At 70.5% G+C, this 16,614-nt stretch carries 18 protein-coding genes and 1 pseudogene; 8 read left to right on the forward strand and 11 right to left on the reverse strand.

Annotated features, from left to right (window positions below; genetic code table 11):
- Positions 1-2: 2 nt before the first annotated feature.
- The 3 genes from dapF to OU416_RS36580 all read right to left on the reverse strand — a co-directional run bounded on the left by dapF (position 3) and on the right by OU416_RS36580 (position 2,381).
- On the reverse strand, positions 3-845 hold the full coding sequence (dapF, locus tag OU416_RS36570; RefSeq protein WP_270931663.1) for a diaminopimelate epimerase: 843 nt from the start codon (positions 843-845) through the stop codon (positions 3-5).
- Positions 846-855: 10 nt separating this feature from the next.
- Positions 856-1,767 (reverse strand): tRNA (adenosine(37)-N6)-dimethylallyltransferase MiaA, encoded by a 912-nt coding sequence (gene miaA, locus OU416_RS36575; RefSeq protein ID WP_270931664.1) that lies wholly within the window; start codon positions 1,765-1,767, stop codon positions 856-858.
- Positions 1,768-1,850: 83 nt separating this feature from the next.
- Entirely contained in the window at positions 1,851-2,381 is a 531-nt protein-coding gene (locus OU416_RS36580) for a class III extradiol ring-cleavage dioxygenase family protein (RefSeq protein WP_333779678.1), read from the reverse strand.
- Between the two features lie 494 nt (positions 2,382-2,875).
- On the opposite strand from OU416_RS36580, the gene OU416_RS36585 reads away from it, so the two are divergent.
- Positions 2,876-4,201: a DUF349 domain-containing protein gene (locus OU416_RS36585; RefSeq protein ID WP_270931666.1), complete on the forward strand. Its 1,326-nt coding sequence runs from the start codon at positions 2,876-2,878 to the stop codon at positions 4,199-4,201.
- A gap of 52 nt (positions 4,202-4,253) precedes the next feature.
- On the opposite strand, the gene OU416_RS36590 is transcribed toward OU416_RS36585, so the two are convergent.
- Both OU416_RS36590 and miaB read right to left on the reverse strand, forming a co-directional pair.
- A complete protein-coding gene (locus OU416_RS36590) occupies positions 4,254-4,712 on the reverse strand; it encodes an Rv2732c family membrane protein (protein ID WP_270931692.1) in 459 nt (152 codons plus the stop codon).
- Between the two features lie 5 nt (positions 4,713-4,717).
- Positions 4,718-6,193, reverse strand: coding sequence for a tRNA (N6-isopentenyl adenosine(37)-C2)-methylthiotransferase MiaB (gene miaB / locus OU416_RS36595; protein WP_270931667.1), 1,476 nt, complete (start codon positions 6,191-6,193; stop codon positions 4,718-4,720).
- A gap of 242 nt (positions 6,194-6,435) precedes the next feature.
- Between miaB and OU416_RS36600 the strand changes: the two genes are divergently transcribed.
- The 4 genes from OU416_RS36600 (at position 6,436) to OU416_RS36615 (ending at position 9,666) form a co-directional block, all read left to right on the forward strand.
- Positions 6,436-7,164: an amino acid ABC transporter ATP-binding protein gene (locus tag OU416_RS36600; protein WP_270931693.1), complete on the forward strand. Its 729-nt coding sequence runs from the start codon at positions 6,436-6,438 to the stop codon at positions 7,162-7,164.
- Between the two features lie 28 nt (positions 7,165-7,192).
- Positions 7,193-8,092, forward strand: coding sequence for a glutamate ABC transporter substrate-binding protein (locus OU416_RS36605; protein ID WP_270931668.1), 900 nt, complete (start codon positions 7,193-7,195; stop codon positions 8,090-8,092).
- 63 nt (positions 8,093-8,155) lie between these two features.
- Positions 8,156-8,806: an amino acid ABC transporter permease gene (locus OU416_RS36610; protein WP_270931669.1), complete on the forward strand. Its 651-nt coding sequence runs from the start codon at positions 8,156-8,158 to the stop codon at positions 8,804-8,806.
- Entirely contained in the window at positions 8,803-9,666 is an 864-nt protein-coding gene (locus tag OU416_RS36615; RefSeq protein ID WP_270931670.1) for an amino acid ABC transporter permease, read from the forward strand. Before OU416_RS36610 ends, OU416_RS36615 begins: the two co-directional genes overlap by 4 nt.
- 50 nt (positions 9,667-9,716) lie before the next feature.
- Here the strand turns inward: OU416_RS36615 and OU416_RS36620 are convergent, their stop codons facing one another.
- Together OU416_RS36620 and OU416_RS36625 are read right to left on the reverse strand one after the other, a co-directional pair.
- Positions 9,717-9,917, reverse strand: a complete 201-nt coding sequence (locus OU416_RS36620) for a DUF397 domain-containing protein (RefSeq protein ID WP_270931671.1) — start codon at positions 9,915-9,917, stop codon at positions 9,717-9,719.
- Positions 9,892-10,764 carry a helix-turn-helix domain-containing protein gene (locus OU416_RS36625; RefSeq protein ID WP_270931672.1) on the reverse strand — a complete coding sequence of 291 codons (873 nt, stop codon included), beginning with the start codon at positions 10,762-10,764 and terminating at the stop codon, positions 9,892-9,894. The genes OU416_RS36620 and OU416_RS36625 overlap by 26 nt, the downstream gene beginning before the upstream one ends.
- Positions 10,765-10,906: 142 nt before the next feature.
- Between OU416_RS36625 and OU416_RS36630 the strand changes: the two genes are divergently transcribed.
- The 3 genes from OU416_RS36630 to OU416_RS36640 are packed head-to-tail and all read left to right on the forward strand — an operon-like array spanning position 10,907 to position 11,672.
- Entirely contained in the window at positions 10,907-11,149 is a 243-nt protein-coding gene (locus tag OU416_RS36630) for a zinc finger protein (RefSeq protein ID WP_270931673.1), read from the forward strand.
- A complete protein-coding gene (locus OU416_RS36635) occupies positions 11,074-11,346 on the forward strand; it encodes a hypothetical protein (protein WP_270931695.1) in 273 nt (90 codons plus the stop codon). The genes OU416_RS36630 and OU416_RS36635 overlap by 76 nt, the downstream gene beginning before the upstream one ends.
- Positions 11,343-11,672 (forward strand): hypothetical protein, encoded by a 330-nt coding sequence (locus OU416_RS36640; protein ID WP_270931674.1) that lies wholly within the window; start codon positions 11,343-11,345, stop codon positions 11,670-11,672. The genes OU416_RS36635 and OU416_RS36640 overlap by 4 nt, the downstream gene beginning before the upstream one ends.
- 364 nt (positions 11,673-12,036) lie before the next feature.
- Here OU416_RS36640 and OU416_RS36645 read toward each other — a convergent pair.
- From OU416_RS36645 to OU416_RS36660, 4 genes and pseudogenes are all read right to left on the reverse strand, one after another.
- Positions 12,037-12,207 (reverse strand): annotated as a pseudogene (locus OU416_RS36645) (helix-turn-helix domain-containing protein); the annotation flags it as partial.
- Positions 12,208-12,227: 20 nt separating this feature from the next.
- On the reverse strand, positions 12,228-12,773 hold the full coding sequence (locus OU416_RS36650; RefSeq protein ID WP_270931675.1) for a hypothetical protein: 546 nt from the start codon (positions 12,771-12,773) through the stop codon (positions 12,228-12,230).
- A 66-nt stretch (positions 12,774-12,839) separates the two neighbouring features.
- Entirely contained in the window at positions 12,840-15,479 is a 2,640-nt protein-coding gene (locus OU416_RS36655; RefSeq protein WP_270931676.1) for a LuxR family transcriptional regulator, read from the reverse strand.
- A 9-nt stretch (positions 15,480-15,488) separates the two neighbouring features.
- A complete protein-coding gene (locus OU416_RS36660; RefSeq protein ID WP_270931677.1) occupies positions 15,489-16,604 on the reverse strand; it encodes a questin oxidase family protein in 1,116 nt (371 codons plus the stop codon).
- Positions 16,605-16,614: the final 10 nt, after the last annotated feature.

The following is a 16,614-nucleotide window of genomic DNA, read 5'->3' on the forward strand; positions in this document are numbered from 1 at the left end:
GGTCAAGCGGTCTGCCACCAGTCCAGGTCGAGGTGCCCGCGGGCGACCAGGACCGCGGGTCCGGTGAGCGTGGCGGTCGTCGGCGTGACCTCCACCTCGACGGTGCCGCCGGGGATGTGCACCACTCGACGCCCGGTGTCCGCACCGGCCGCGCGCAGCGCCGCCACCGCCGCGGCGACCGTGCCGGTCCCGCAGGAGCGGGTCTCCCCGACGCCGCGCTCGTACACGCGCATCTGCACGTGGTCGCCCTCCAGCGGGCGGACGAACTCGACGTTCACGCCGTTCGGGAACAGGTCGGGGTCGTGCGGCGGCCGGGTCTCCAGGTCGAGGTCTTCGAGCTCGGCATCGCTCACGCAGGCCAGGTGCGGGTTGCCGACGTCGACGGCGACTCCGCTGAAGGTGCGGCCCGAAGCGCTGGTGGTGGACTCCCCGAAGATCTTCGCCGCACCCATGTCGACGGTCACCTGCCCGTCCTCGCGGATCCGGACCGGTCGCACGCCCGCACGGGTGCCCACCGGCAGCTCACCGGTGGTGGCCAGCCCGGAGTCGGCGAGGTAGCGGGCGAACACGCGCACGCCGTTGCCGCACATCTCAGCGATCGAACCGTCGGCGTTGCGGTAGTCCATGAACCACACGTCCGCCGGGACGTCGGCGGGAGCGTCCGGCAGCGCACCGGCTCGGACCACCCGCAGCACGCCGTCCGCGCCGAGACCGCGGCGGCGATCGCACAGCGCCCGCACGCGTTCGCCGGTCAGCTCCAGCGCGCCGTCCGGGTCGGGCAGGATGACGAAGTCGTTCTGGGTGCCGTGCCCCTTGATGAACTCGGGTCCCTGAGAAGTGCGCACGTCGACGAGTCTACGGAGCGAGCGCGGCCCGGACGTCGGCGACCAGGGCCGGGTCGGCGGCGTCGAACCAGCGGATCCGCGCGTCCCGGCGGAACCAGGAGCGCTGGCGCCGGACGAAGCGGCGGGTGAGCTTCGCGGTCTCCGCAGCGGCGGCCGCCATGTCCTCCTCGCCGTCGAGTTCGGCGAGGACCTGCTGGTAGCCGAGGGCACGGCTGGCGGTGCGCCCCGAGCGCAGTCCGATCTCCTCCAGCCGCCGGACCTCCTCGACCAGACCGGCGTCGAACATGCGGGTCACCCGGCGGTCGACGCGCTCGTCGAGGTCTTCGACCGGGCGGTCCAGGCCGAGCAGCACCGCGCCGTAGCGCGGCGGACCGGGTTTCGGCAGGTTCGCCGAGAACGGTTTCCCGGTGATCTCGATGACCTCCAGCGCCCGCACGATGCGCCGCCCGTTGCTGGTCAGGATGGCCAGCGCGGCCGCCGGGTCGAGCTCGGCCAACCGCTGGTGCAGCACCGCGGGGCCGACCTGCTCCAGCTCCGCTTCGTACTTGCGCCGGACCTCCGCATCCGTGCCCGGGAAGGTGAGGTCGTCGATCACGGCCTGCACGTAGAGGCCGGAGCCGCCGACCAGGATCGGGGTGCGGCGCCTGGCCAGGACGTCCTCCACGGCGGCGCGGGCGTGCCGCTGGTAGGCCGCCACCGATGCGGTCTCGGTGACCTGGAGGACGTCGAGCTGGTGGTGCGGGACGCCTTGGCGCTCGGCCTCGGTGAGCTTGGCGGTGCCGATGTCCATCCCCCGGTAGAGCTGCATGGCATCGGCGTTGACCACTTCGCCGCCGAGGTCCTGCGCGAGTTCCACGGCCAGGTCCGACTTGCCGGTTGCGGTGGGACCGATGATCGCCACCAGGTGGGGAAGGCACTGCACACCCCGACCCTAGTTCCTGGCCTCCGACCTGCCGGATCAGGCCGTGGTGCGGGCGGCGAACTGGACGGGACCGGCCGCCCAGGTCAGGGCTGCCTGGTCCAGGTCGCTACGTGGTAGGTGACGCCGTACGGGGTCGCCGAGTAGAGGAGCTCGCCGCGCCAGGTTCCGCCGCTGGCCGCCACCGCTCCCGGCAGGACCTGGAGCGCGGCGCGGCCTTCGACGCCGAGTTCAGCGCACAGCTGCGGGTCCAGGGCTTGCAGCTGTGCGGTGTCGACCTCGGCCAGGGCCGTGCGGATCTGCTCGTCGAGCCCGCTCGCGCGCTCGTCCGGCGGGTGCGGCGAGCGCTCGTCGGTGCAGTTCGAGCCGTCCGCCAGCACGAGCAGGCCGTCGGTTTCCGCCGCCAGCGACTCCCCCAGCCGCCAGCTCTCCTCCGCCGGGGTGTCCGGCGCGAGCAGGCGCACCGATGCGGAACCGGCACCGGCCTGCTCGCGCAGCAGACCGGTGATCAGGGCCGGTAGCGGGAGTTCCGGGTCCGTGGCGGCGGTGCCGCCCAGCGTCACCCGGACGTCCCGGCCGAAGCCCGCGAACGTGCCCGCCGTGTCGGGTCCCAGCACGGTCGGACCCGTCCGATCTACGCCAACGGCCACCCATTCGGCTGCACGTTCAGTCAGACTGGACACGGCGCGCGAACAGGCGCCCCGCAAGCGCGCGGTTTCCGCATCGGCACGCACGGTCAGCGCGGGAACCAGCAACGGCGGGTACGGCACCACAGCGATACAGGCGATCACATCCGTGCACGGTAGAGGCACTGGCGAATGGCACCGAGACCGGCGGCGACGCGGGCTTGCCCACCCCTGCCCGCTGCGCCCGAACAGGTGCTTGATGACAATGAAGCCGTGCAGGTCACCGGATCGCTGCGGGTGGTCAACCGCTGCTCCGGCGCGTCGATTTCGCGACGGAGTACCGATTCGCGCCCTGACCTGTTTGAATGCGCCAGCGGAGGCCGGACCGCCGATGGGTCCGGGTCGCCGCTTGCTGGGCCCCGTGCATGCGGGGCGCCCGTGCCCGGCACGGGCATCGGAGCGGGCACGCAAGGAGGAAGCCGGCCATGACGCACCAGGACACGACCCCCGAGCCGGTCGCTGACAAGGCGACCGAGGACTCGACCACCGGCACCACCGGGTCAGCCGCGGTCGCGCCCGCGGTGCCGACCGCGTCCACCGATCCCACCAAGTGGGGGCGGGTGGACGCCGACGGCACGGTGTACGTCCGCACCGCCGACGGCGAGCGGGCGATCGGCTCCTGGCAGGCCGGTGACGCCGCCGAGGGCCTGGCCCTCTACGCCCGCAAGTTCGACGACCTGCTCACCGAGGTCGAGCTGCTGGAGACCCGGCTGCGCACCCACGCCGGCGACCCGAAGCACACCCTGACCAACGCCAAGCACCTGCACGAATCGCTGGCCGAGGCCGCGGTCATCGGTGACCTCGCGGCGCTCAACACCCGGATCGAGCACCTGCTGGTGCGGGCCGAGCAGGCCGTCGAAGGCGCCAAGCACGAGAAGGAGCAGGCCCGCGCGGACGCGATCGCGCGCAAGGAAGCGCTGGTCGCCGAGGCCGAGCAGATCGCGGCCGAGGCCACCCACTGGAAGAGCGCCGGCGACCGGCTGCGGGAGATCCTGGAGGAGTGGAAGAAGGTCCGCGGCGTCGACCGCAAGACCGACGAGCAGCTGTGGCGGCGGTTCTCCAAGGCGCGCGACGCGTTCAGCCGCCGCCGGGGTTCGCACTTCGCCGAGCTCGACCGGCAGCGCGCGGCGTCCAAGGCCCACAAGCAGGAGCTCGTCGAGGAAGCGGAGTCGCTGACCGAGTCCACCGACTGGGGCGACACGGCGAACCGCTACAAGCAGCTGATGGCGGAGTGGAAGGCGGCCGGGCGGGCGCCCAAGGACAGCGATGACGCGCTGTGGCAGCGGTTCCGCGCCGCGCAGGACCGGTTCTTCAGCCGCCGCTCGGAGGCGTTCTCCGAGCGCGACGCCGAGTTCGCCGCGAACGCGAAGCTGAAGGAGGAGCTGCTCGTCGAGGCCGAGCAGATCGATCCGTCGGCCGACCTCAAGGCCGCTCAGGCGCACCTGCACCGGATCCAGGAGCGGTGGGACGAGATCGGCAAGGTGCCGCGCGAGCGGATGCGCGATCTGGAGGGCCGGCTGCGGGCGGTGGGCGACAAGGTCCGCAACGCCGCCGACGCGCAGTGGCGGCGCACCGACCCGGAGGCGCAGGCCAGGGTCGAGCAGTTCCGCGAGCGGGTCGAGCAGTTCGAGGCGCAGGCCGAGAAGGCGCGCGCCGCGGGCGACGAGCGCCGCGCCAAGAAGGCGCAGGAGCAGGCCGACCAGTGGCGGGAGTGGCTGTCGGCCGCCGAGCAGGCGATCGCCAGCAGGTAGCGGATGTGCGAAGGGCCCCTCCGGCTGGAGGGGCCCTTTCGCGCGTTGGACGTCAGTCCCTGGACCAGATGACCTTGATCCACTGGATGGCCAGGACGACCATGCAGACCGCCGCGATGACCAGGCCGAACGCCGGGCCGTGCTGACCGCTGGTCTGGCGGGACCAGATCGCGATCACCCCTTCGAAGGCCACCACGAGCCCGGCCAGGCCTGCCACGAAGGCGAACAGCCAGCGGCGGGTGATCAGCGCCAGCGTGCCGAAGCCGAGGCCGACGACGGTGGAGTTCACCGCGAACAGCCACGGCAGCAGGCCGATCTTGAGCGCCGGGTCCGCCTGACCGGTCAGCACCTCCCAGCCCGCGGCGTCACCGGCCCAGGGCAGCATCGCGGAGACGACCAGCACCAGCATCACCGGCGCGATCACCATCGCCCGGGCGCCCGGGTCGATTCGGCGCAGCCAGGCCCGCTGCTGGCGCTGGTCCTCGGCCTCGCTCATCATCGCTTCCTGCACTCCGCTCAACACGCACATCCCTGTTCGGCGTTCGGCTGCGGGGCCGGGGCCCCGAAGGACGGCAGGCCGAGCGTGACGCCCGAGGTCTTCGGCCGCACGCCCTCCTCCCAGTGGTCGCCCGCCCGGGTGCGCCGGTGCGAGCTGATGTCGGTGTCGGCGACCAGGTGGTGCGGGGCGGCGCGGGTGATGGTGGTGTGCACGACGTCGCCGGGCCGGATCTCGCGGTCGATGGCGCCGGTCGGCGTGAAGTGCACCAGCCGCCCGTCGCGGGCGCGGCCGGAGAGCCGGTGGGTCTCCGCGTCCTTGCGGCCCTCGCCCTCGGCGACCAGCAGTTCCACCGGGCGGCCGACGAGGTTCTTGTTCTCCGCCCAGGAGATCTCGTTCTGCAGCTCGATCAGCCGGTCGTAGCGCTGCTGCACGACCTCCTTCGGCAGCTGGTCGGGCAGCTCGGCGGCGGGCGTGCCGGGGCGCTTGGAGTACTGGAAGGTGAAGGCGCTGGAGAACCGGGCCTGCCGGACGACCTCCATCGTCGCCTCGAAGTCCTCCTCGGTCTCACCGGGGAAGCCGACGATGATGTCGGTGGTGATGGCCGCGTCCGGCATCGCCTCGCGCACGTTGCGCAGGATGTTCAGGTATCGCTCGGAGCGGTAGGAGCGGCGCATCGCCTTGAGGATCCGGTCGGAGCCGGACTGCAGCGGCATGTGCAGCTGCGGGCACACGTTCGGCGTCGCGGCCATCGCCTCGATCACGTCGTCGGTGAAGTCGCGCGGGTGCGGCGAGGTGAAGCGGACCCGCTCCAGGCCCTCGATCTGCCCGCAGGAGCGCAGCAGCTTGCCGAACGCGAAGCGGTCGCCGAACTCGACGCCGTAGGCGTTGACGTTCTGGCCGAGCAGCGTCACCTCGAGCACGCCCTCGGAGACCAGCGCCTGCACCTCGGCGAGGATCTCGCCCGGCCGACGGTCCTTCTCCTTGCCGCGCAGCGCGGGCACGATGCAGAACGTGCAGGTGTTGTTGCAGCCGACCGACACCGACACCCAGCCGGAGTAGGCCGATTCGCGGCGCGCCGGGAGCGTGGAGGGGAAGACGTCGAGCGCTTCGAGGATCTCGACCTCGGCCTCTTCGTTGTGCCGGGCGCGCTCCAGCAGCGTCGGCAGCGAACCGAGGTTGTGGGTGCCGAAGACGACGTCCACCCACGGGGCCCGCTTGACGATCGTGTCGCGGTCCTTCTGCGCCAGGCAGCCGCCCACCGCGATCTGCATGTTCGGGTTGCGGTCCTTGGCCGGGCGCATGTGGCCGAGGGTGCCGTAGAGGCGGTTGTCCGCGTTCTCCCGCACCGCGCAGGTGTTGAACACGACCACATCGGCGTCACCCGATCCGGCGCGCTCGTACCCGGCGTCCTCCAGCATGCCCGCGAGCCGCTCCGAATCGTGCACGTTCATCTGGCAGCCGAAGGTGCGGATCTCGTACGTCCTCGTGCTCACCGCTCCACGGTAGCTCCTGGTCAGATCGCGGATTCACCCGCCCGGCGAGCAGGTCGCGCTCAGCTCGGCTACCGAGCGTCAGTGATCACCCACGAAAAGCGACTGCGGAGCGTAACCTAGTTGCAACATCGCTTGGTCCGTTCCGTCTGGACTATCCCCCGAATGAGGCTTAAGTTTCGGCCAACGAATCCACTTTGACGCGTTCAGGAGTTCGAATGACGGCAGCTTCCACGGACGCTCCGATGATCCGGATGTCCGCGGTCGACAAGTACTTCGGTTCCTTGCACGTGCTGCGGGAGATCGACCTGGAAGTCCCCCGCGGGCAGGTCGTGGTGGTGCTCGGGCCGTCCGGGTCCGGCAAGTCGACGTTGTGCCGGGCGATCAACCGGCTGGAGCCGATCAACTCCGGCAGCATCGAGATCGACGGCGTCCCGCTGCCCGCCGAGGGCCGGGCGCTGGCCGAGCTGCGCTCCGACGTCGGCATGGTGTTCCAGCAGTTCAACCTGTTCGCGCACAAGACGATCCTGGAGAACGTCACGCTGGGGCCGGTCAAGGTCCGCAAGCAGAGCAAGGAAGCGGCTCGGGAGACCGCGCTGCAGCTGCTGGAGCGGGTCGGCATCGCCAACCAGGCGGACAAGTACCCGGCGCAGCTCTCCGGTGGCCAGCAGCAGCGCGTCGCGATCGCGCGGGCGCTGGCGATGAAGCCGAAGGTGATGCTGTTCGACGAACCCACCTCGGCGCTGGACCCGGAGATGGTCAACGAGGTGCTGGACGTCATGACCGACCTCGCGGCCGAGGGGATGACCATGCTGGTCGTCACGCACGAGATGGGCTTCGCGCGCCGCGCCGCGCACCGGGTGCTCTTCATGGCCGACGGCGAGGTGGTCGAGGACGCCGCGCCGGACGCGTTCTTCGACGACCCGAAGAGCGACCGCGCCAAGGACTTCCTCGGCAAGATCCTCACCCACTGAGTGCCCACTGCGTAGAAAGGCAGAGGTAATGCGAGCCAAGAAGATGCGGTTGGTGACCGTGCTGGCCGCCTCGCTGGCGCTGGCCCTGACCGGCTGCGGCCGGGAAGGCGCCCCCGGCGGCGGCGAACCGCAGGTCCAGCAGGACATCGCCCAGAACGTGCAGGTCGAGGGATCGCCGACGTTCGACCGGATGAAGCAGAAGGACCGCGTCGTGATCGGCGTCAAGGAGGACCAGCCGGGGCTGGGCTTCCGCGACCCGGTGACCAACCAGTACTCCGGCTTCGACATCGAGATCGCCCGGCTGATCGCCGCGCAGCTCGGCTTCGACCCGAACACCAAGATCGAGTACAAGCCGATCCCGTCGACCGCGCGCGAGCAGGCGATCTCCACCGGTGAGGTCGACTACTACGTCGGCACCTACACCATCAACGACAAGCGCAAGGAGCAGGTCGGCTTCGCCGGGCCGTACTACATGGCGGGCCAGGACCTGCTGGTGCGCTCGGACAACACCGACATCACCGGCAAGGACTCGCTCAAGGGCAAGAAGGTCTGCTCGGCGACCGGATCGACCCCGATCCAGAAGGTCAAGGCCGACCAGCTGACCGAGCCGCAGAACATCGTCGAGTTCCAGCGCTACTCCGAGTGCGTCCAGCAGCTGCTCGACGGCCAGATCGACGCCGTCACCACCGACGACGCGATCCTGAAGGGCTACGCGGCCCAGGACCCGGACAAGCTGAAGGTCGTCGGCCAGGTCTTCTCCGAGGAGCCCTACGGCGTCGGCCTGTCCCGCGAGGACAACGCGCTGCGCGCCAAGGTCAACGACATCCTGGAGCAGGCCGCGACCAGCGGCGAGTGGAAGCGCGTCTACGACGCGACCCTCGGCAAGTCGGGCAGCACCGCTGAGCCGCCCAAGGTCGACCGCTACTGATCCGTCATCGGGTGCCCGGGGCCGTGCGCGGTCCCGGGCACCCGATTCCTCCTGGAGTACGCATTGTTCGACATCTTGGTGGAGTACGGCGACGTCCTCGCCAGGGGTTTCCTCAGCACCATCGAGCTCTTCCTGCTGTCCGCGGTGGGGTCGCTGGTGCTGGGCACGCTCCTGGCCACGATGCGGGTCAGCCCGATCCCGGCGCTGCGGGCGGTCGGCACCGGGTACGTGACGCTGCTGCGCAACACCCCGCTGACGCTGGTGTTCTTCTTCTTCGTCTTCGCCTACCCCAAGCTGGAGCTCGTCCAGTTCCCGTTCTTCACCGCCGCGGTGATCGCGCTGACGATCTACACCTCGGCCTTCGTCTGCGAGGTGCTGCGCGCGGGGATCAACACCGTTCCGGTCGGGCAGGCCGAGGCGGCCCGCTCCATCGGGTTGGGCTTCGGCCAGTCGCTGACCAACGTGATCCTGCCGCAGGCGTTCCGCGCCACGGTTCCGCCGCTGGTCAGCGTGCTGATCGCGCTGCTGAAGAACACCACGGTCGCGGCCGGGTTCAGCGTGAACGAGGTCGGCGCGGTCATCCCGTACCTCAACGAGCAGGGTGAGCCGACGCTGAACGCCTTCGTGTGGATCGCCGTCGGGTTCCTGATCCTGGTCATCCCGCTGACCCTGGTGCAGCGCAGCTTCGAGAAACGGTGGAGCGTGTCCCGATGAGCAGCGTCCTGTTCGACACCCCCGGTCCGCGCGCCCGCGCGCGCAACCGGCTGATCAGCATCATCAGCGCCCTCGTGGTGCTGGGCCTGCTGGGATACGTGGTGCTGCGCTTCTACGCCACCGGGCAGTTCGACGCCAGCAAGTGGGAGTGGCTGCTCTACGAGCAGATCCAGGTGGAGCTGCTCGGCGCGCTGTGGAACACCGTTCGTGCGTTCCTCACGGGTGCGGTGCTGGCGCTGGTCTTCGGCGCGGTGTTCGCGCTCGGCAGGCTCTCCGACCACAAGTGGATCCGGCTGCCCTCCGCCGCGGTCGTGGAGCTCTTCCGCGCGATCCCGCTGGTCGTGCTGATCTTCTTCCTGTACTACGCGGCGCCGCAGCTGGGCGTGAGCTTCGGCCAGTACTGGTCGGTCGTGCTCGGTCTGACGCTGTACAACGGCTCGGTGCTGGCCGAGGTGTTCCGGGCCGGCGTGGCCGCCCTGCCGAAGGGGCAGATGGAGGCCGCCTACTCCATCGGCATGCGCAAGAACCAGGTCATGCGGACCGTGGTGCTGCCGCAGGCGGTGCGCATGATGCTGCCCGCGATCGTCAGCCAGCTGGTGGTGCTGCTCAAGGACAGCGCGCTCGGCTTCCTGATCACCTACCAGGAGCTGCTGTACTACGCGCGCTACCTCGGCGGCATCCCGACGCTGGACCGGCCGATCATCCCGGTCAGCCTGGTGGTGGCGGCGATCTACATCTCGATGTGCCTGCTGCTGACGTGGTTCGCCACCTACCTGGACCGGCGCAACCGCCGGACCAAGAAGACCAAGCAGCTGGCCCCGGCCGCCAAGCCGCTGGCGGAAACCGCCGTCGGCGACTGAGCACTGCTGCACGAGGAGGGCATCGCCGACGGCGGTGCCCTCCTTCGTCTTCAGCCGTCGAAGCGGTCGTTCTTTAACGCTGCGATGAACGAGGCCCACTGACCAGAAGTCGTGGTGAAGTACCCGGCTGCACGATCCTTGGTGTCGCGCACCGCAGCGCCACCCTCAACGCGCCCGACCTCGACACAGTTGGAGCCGTTCACCGATCGGCTGGACTTCCGCCAGTTAGTCGGTTCCTGCTGTACCGTCATGTTTCGCATCCATTCTGTTGATCACATCGGCGATGAGCTCGGATGTGGCGTCCGGGCTCAGCGCAACCTCTTTCACCTTCGCAGCCGCTTCCTGGTACGTGGCGACATCGGCGGTTTCGTGAAGGAACAAGGAAGACCGCCTTGTTTCCAGTTGGACCACTGGTGCGTGATCTACGCCGCGCTCGACCAGGTCGAATGCGCCCTCGAGTCCTGGATGCCAGCCCACGCCCATCGGCACTACGCGTAGGTCAACAGTGGGCCATTCCATGACGTGGAGCAGCCATTGCAGCTGCTCATGCATCACCTGGTGGCCGCCGATCAGGCGGTAGAGCGCGCTCTCGTCGACGAAGGCGGACAGAATGGCTGGCTTGCTGGTGCGCGTAATGGCATCCCGCCTGCCGAGGCGGACCGCTACGCGCGTCTCGATGTCGGCGTCAGGAACACCGCCAGCGGTCATGATCGCCCGCACGTAGTTCCCGGTTTGCAGCAGGCCAGGGATCAGCATCGCCGAAACGGCGGTGATCGCTGTTGCATCGCGCTCGATCTCCAGCAGCGCGGCGGTTTGTCGCTGCTGCTCGGGCAGGCTGGTGGCCACCCAATGTGATCCATCGGTGTCGCGTGCCAGCTCTACGAGTTCCTCGCGTATCGCGTTGTCCGCTCCGAGAGCGCTGAGCACGGTCGCGACGTCGACGGGTCGTGGCGAGCGCTCGCCCTTCTCCCAGCGGCCGATGGTCGTGTGCGAGAGCCCGAGTTTGTCGGCGAGTTGCCGGGCGCTGAGTCCAGCGTCTTCGCGGGCGCGGCGGAGTTCGGAGCCGATCGCCACTGCTTTCGGGGTGGTGCCAGCCATGTGCCACAGGATAGCGACGCCCACGGTAGCGATGAGTTCACCACAAAGGTGCATTGTGCCAATCGGCACCGTCGATCATTCTTAATGGGTCCAGTTGGCACCACGGTTCCATCTGGCAGCAACCTATCGGACGGAGGTCGCCATGCCCGGATACAGCCCCCACCCGTTCCACTGGAGTCCCGCAGGCGGTCAGCGGCATGCGAGCGCTGATGCGCATCCGCCGGGTGCGTTGGTCTATCCCGATGGCACCGAGTTGACGACGTTGTGCGATCAGGTCGTCAAGGCCGAAACCGGCGATATGGCTTGGTTGTGGCCGACGTGCCCGGACTGCGACGCGGCGGCGCGGGTGCTGGCCGGGCTTCCGCCGTTGGCCGGTGGGCGATGAGTGCCGGGCGTCCGCAGCTCGCTTACCTGGCTCGTGGGGCGATCTTCGCGCTGGACGGTGCGGTTGCGGACCTGGAATCGGGCGAGTGCACGGCTTTTGAGCGCGAGCGGCTGGCGAGCTGCCTGGAACGGCTGGCCGGGGCGCTGCGCACGGACAACGCAGTCATCACCATTCGAGCCGAGAGGGCAGATCGTTGATCATCGTGCTGGTTTCCTCCGCAGTCGCCGTCGTTGCTCTCGTCGCCTGGTTCTCGGTGCGGCAGTTCGCCGAGCAGGGCAAGCACGCCGGATCGGGCGCTGGCGCGTTGACCGTGCACCAGCTGCTGGCCCAAGCCCGAGCCGAGGCCACGCGCGGTGGCAGGCATCGGCTCCGCGAACCCGAAAACCGGGGCGATCCATTCGATGACTCGGTGACGCAAGTGCTTCCCCGGGCCGAGGCGGGATTGCCGTTCGACGACACCGCTGCGATGGCGAGGCATCCGTGGACGCTGCGCCGGATTCTCGCCGAACTCCAACGGTTGTGAAGCTCGGCGAGAGCACCGAGGTCCCCCTCCCAGCCCCGGTGTCCTCGCCGCCCCCGTGCCCGCACGCCGTCGGCCCCCGGACGGCCGGGCACGCGGATGGCCGGGCAGCAGCGCCCTCCCCGACACTGCCCGGCCATCCACCCGCCCCCGGCGCGACGCCGATCCCGACCGGCTCGCGCCGGGGGCGCACCACGACGGAGCGAACTTTTCGAGGTGAAGGGCACCTTTTAGCAAGTTACTTGCCTAAAGGTGCCCTTCACCTACCACCCATCCGAGCGCAGCACCGCCCCGCGCGGCGCGAGCGCGGGTGAGTTTTTCCGCGTGAAGGGCACCTTTCACCAAGTAAGTGGGTGAAAGGTGCCCTTCACCTCTCCCCTGACCCGGTGATTCGCTCCGGTAGGCGGGCGAGTTCGAGGCGGGAGGTGACGCCGAGCTTCGCGTAGGCGTTGGACAGGTGGTAGCCGACCGTTCGCGGGCCGAGGAACAGCTGGGCGCCGATGTCCCGGTTGGTCAGGCCGGTCGCCGCCAGCCGGACGACCTGACGTTCCTACGGAGTCAGCCGAGCCAGCGCCTGAACTCTTCAGGGGTGTTCACGCCGGCCGTGAGCACCGCTTCGTAGATCATGGTGCTGGTGACGGTATCTCGGTAGCGGGGATCCACCCAGTAGGCAGCCTTGATGTCCAGGATGGCGGCCCGTGATTCTGGTGTCAGCCGCGCGGTGAACGCGCGTGCCGTTGCGCGGGTACGTTCAAAGTCGGCGTCGTCCAAGGCCCACAGGTCGAGCTTCCACGCGCCTCGCCGCGGATCGCCCTGCTTGATACCGAAGTAGAGGCCGTGCGGCAGATCAGGGACAGCGCCTGCCCAGTTGTCCCGGAACGAGGCGCTGCGCGCGTCCACGAGCTGCGCAACCCGGCCGCCGAACTCGAAGTACTCGGCAACGCTCAGCTCAGGCGCCCTGATGTAGATGTCCAAGTCACGCCAGATCATCAAGTCGGAGTGGTAGCTTCCGCCGACGAACGTCTCTCCGACATCACTGGCCAGGGCCAGCAGACCACGCGCCTGGAGGAGTTCATCGGCCTCAAGCCGAACGTCACCGGTCACAACGAACAGTTTCGCACCGCTGAACCCGTCCCTGGACGCGAGCCGGTGAAAACGTGGTCGGGCTGGTCAGCCCGCGAGGCCGGGCAGGTGGGCGAGTTCGAGGCGGGAGGTGACGCCGAGCTTCGCGTAGGCGTTGGACAGGTGGTAGCCGACCGTTCGCGGGCTGAGGAACAGCTGGGCGCCGATGTCGCGGTTGGTCAGGCCGGTCGCTGCTAGGCGGACCACCTGGCGTTCTTGCGGCGTCAGCCGGGGTTGCTCGGTGGGCGGGCGACTTTCCCCGGTGGCGCGCAGTTCTTCGCGGGCGCGCTCCGCCCAGGGACGCGCGCTCAGCCGCTCGAAGCTCTCCAGTGCTGAGCGCAGCTGCACGCGGGCGTCGACGCGGCGCTGTCGGCGGCGCAGCCACTCGCCGTAGAGCAGTTCGGTGCGAGCGCGTTCGAACGGCACCTCGTCGCCGTCCCGGTGCAGTCGCACGGCCGCCGCGTAGTGCGGCTCGGGGTCCTCGCTGAGCAGCGCTCGGCAGCGCTGGGCGATCGCGGCGGCCCAGGGGCGGCCGATGTGCGTTGCCCAGTCCACGTACCAGTCGCACGGTTCCTGCGCGCGTTCCGGTCGGCCGGTTCGGACCGCCGCCTCGACCAGGTCCGGCAGACCGTTTCGGGCATCCATCCTGGTCAGGCCGGCCGCGATGTCGTCGGCCCTGGCCACGACGGCCTCCGGACGTCCGGCGGCCAGGTCGGCCAGGTTCAGCGCGCGCGTGGCCCGGAGCGCGACCGGCGGCACACCGTGCTTCCGCGCCTCGGACAGCAGGCTGCGGCACCGCTCGTCGTCGCCTTCGATGGCGGCCAGGTGGGCGAGGACGACCGTCAGCACTCCGGTTGCCGACGCGTGGCCGAGTTCTTCGGCCAGGCGCAGTCCTTCCGTCCCGCTGGTCCAGGCCTCGCCGTGCATCCCGAGTTGCATCTGCGTCAGGGCGAGAACCGCCACGGCGTCGGGCAGCGCCCCCAGCGCGCCTTCGGCGCGACAGCTGTCGGCCAGGGCCGAGGCGAGGCTGTGGGCGGTCCGGAAATCGCCGAGCCAGACGTGCGACCACACGATCATCACGCGCTTGCGCGGCGGGCCCGCCGGCGGTCCCAGCGCGCTGCGCATCTCCCGCACCGCCGCGACGCCGTCGGTGGCGCCGCCGCTGGTGAGCCGGTGGAAGCCGGTCGCGGCGCGGGCCAGCGCGGCGACCAGGTCCGAGTTGGTCCGGCCGAGCGCGTCCGCGCTGCGCGCGGCGTCGACGACGGCGGCCAGATCGCCGGATTCCCAGGCGTTCTTGGCCGCCCGGAAGAGCAGGCGCCCGGCCAGTTCCGGAGCCCGTGCCGCGACGTCCGCCGCCTCCTCGATCAACGCCCGGTAGGGCTGGCCGCCCCGTTCTTGGGCGAGGAGCGCGTCGACGCCGGCGGCTTCGGCCAGGTCGACGGGGTCGGTGAGGAATCCGGCCGTGTCCGCGACGAATCCGGCGGCGCGTTCCGGCCGTCCGGCGTCGGCGGCCGCCTTCGCCGCCGCGATGAGCCGCCGACCCCGCTGCCGCCGGTCCGGGGTGAGTGCGGCCGCGCGTTCGCAGAGCGCGGCGACAGCGGCGTATCCGCCGCGGCGGCGCACTTCTGCCGCGCTCTCCTCGAGTTCGGCCGCGATCTCCTCGTCCGGCTGGACGGTCGCGGCGGCCAGGTGCCAGGCCCGCCTGCCCCGGTCCAGCCGGTCGGCGAGCGCCCGGTGCGCTTCGAGTCGGCGCGCCACCTCGGCCCCGCAGCAGGCAGTGCTCTGGAGAAGCGGGTGGCCGAAGACGAACGTGCCGCCGACCAGGTGGAGCAGGCCTGCGCGCTCTGCTGGGGCGAGGTCCTCGATGGAGGCTCCGAGCGATTCGGCGGCGTCGAGCACCACCGCTGCTTCTCCGGTGTCGACCAGGGCTGCGACCAGCAGCAACGTCCTGGTGCGCGGCGGTTGTCCGGCGATCCGGGCCGCGAGCATCCGCTGGACCGGGGTGCGCAGCGGAGCGGGCTCGTAGCCGAGGGCGGTCCGGAACGCGGGGAGTTCGAGCAGCGCCAGCGGGTTTCCGCGCGCCTCGCCCAGGATCCGGGTGCGGATGTCGTCGAGCAGATCAGCGGGCAGCAGTGCATCCGCGGCCGCGTCGTCGAGCCCGTCGAGGTGCAGCTCGGGCACGCCCGGTGCCGGGAATTCCGGCGCGTGCGGCTCTCGGACGGCGAAGAGCAGCGCCACCGGCTCGGTGTCCAGCCTGCGCGCGGCGAACAGCAAGGCCTCCGCCGATGCCGCGTCGAGCCAGTGCGCGTCGTCGACCACGCACAGCAGCGGTCGCTCGGCGGCCAGCATGCCGAACAGCGTCAACACCGCCAGGCCGACCAGGAAGCGGTCGGCGTCGCCCGCCCCGAACGCAGTGCGCAGCGCCCCGGCCTGCTCGGCCGGGAGCTCGTCGAAGCGGTGCGCGGCGGTGCGCAGCAGCAGGTGCAGTCCCGCATAGGGCAGTTCGGACTCGGCCTCGACGCCGCTCCCCCGCAGCAGCCGCATCCCGTCGTCGTCGAGGTGGTGCAGCAGTGCGCTCTTCCCGATCCCGGCCTCACCGCGGATCACGAGCGCACCGCCGCTCCCGGAACGAGCAGCGCGCAGCACTCCGGTGATGGCCGCCAACTCGTCCACCCGCCCGCTGATCACGTCGCAAGGCTAGCCGGAGACCAGGCGGCGGGCGTTCGTCCCGGCACCTCGCGGAATCCGTTGCTGCGCCGAGAGAACCGCGGCGGCGTAGCGCGCGTCCGGACGCAGCGCGTGCTCGCGCATGCAGGCCTCGGTGAACTTGATGACGTGCTCGTCGCCGTGCTCCACGGCCCGCGCCACGAGTTCGGCGAAGCCCAGCTGCTCCGCTTCACCGGCGAGCGTGCGCGCGGCGTCCTCGCCCTGGCGGCCGACGGTGAACGTCGTCAGCAGCGCTGCCTGCATCTTCCACAGCTCGCCCACCGAAGCCAGGTGCTGCTCGGCCGGGAGGTGCGGCAGCACGAGCCGCACGGCCGCCGGTGCGGTGACCGCGTGGACCAGCGCCGGAGCCGGGACGAACTCGGGGTGCGCGAGGAAGACCCCGGCGAACTCGGCGGTCATCTCACCGAGCAGCCACTGCGCCTCGGCCGGTCCCGGCGCGCTCAGCGCCTCCGCGTAGCCGGGGACCTCGTCCATCCGGGACCACGCCTGCCGGAGCTCGTCGATGTTGTTCGCCTCGGCGAGGCCTTCCCTGGGCAACGCCGCGACGGCCGCGACGAATCCGCCCGACGCCTCGAAAGTCGCGTTGCCGGGCAGGTGCACGAACCGAGCGGCCCAGTAGGCCATGCCGCGGGCGAGTTCGTCGAGCTGCAGCGGGCTCGGTTCGGCGACCGCGGCCAGGCCGCGCACGGCGTGCGCGGTGCGGATCACCCCGTGCGTCATACCGGCGAAGACGCCCGTGATCAGCCGCGGCCACCAGCGGGCGAGCACCGCGCGCCACGGCTCGTCGGCCAGCTCGCGGCGGAACAGCCGCTCCCAGTCCCCGGCCCGGCCGAACACGCCGAGCGCGGAGCGCCACGAGGACTCGTCCGCCGCGTCGATGCGGTTCGACGACTCCGGCGGATCGTAGTGCTCCTGCCCCCGGCGGTAGTTCTCGATCCACGGCCCCACCGCGTCGTAGTAGCCGAGCACCGCGATGGTCTCCGCACCCATCGGCGCGTGGTTCGCCAGCTCTCCCCCGGTGCGCTCGTAGCCGAGGTTCGCCACCCGGTCCAGCGCTTCGTTGACGGTCGCTTCGTATCCGCTCATCGGCCGCTCC

Source organism: Saccharopolyspora indica, from assembly GCF_027853965.1.
Classification (GTDB): Bacteria; Actinomycetota; Actinomycetes; order Mycobacteriales; family Pseudonocardiaceae; genus Saccharopolyspora; species Saccharopolyspora indica.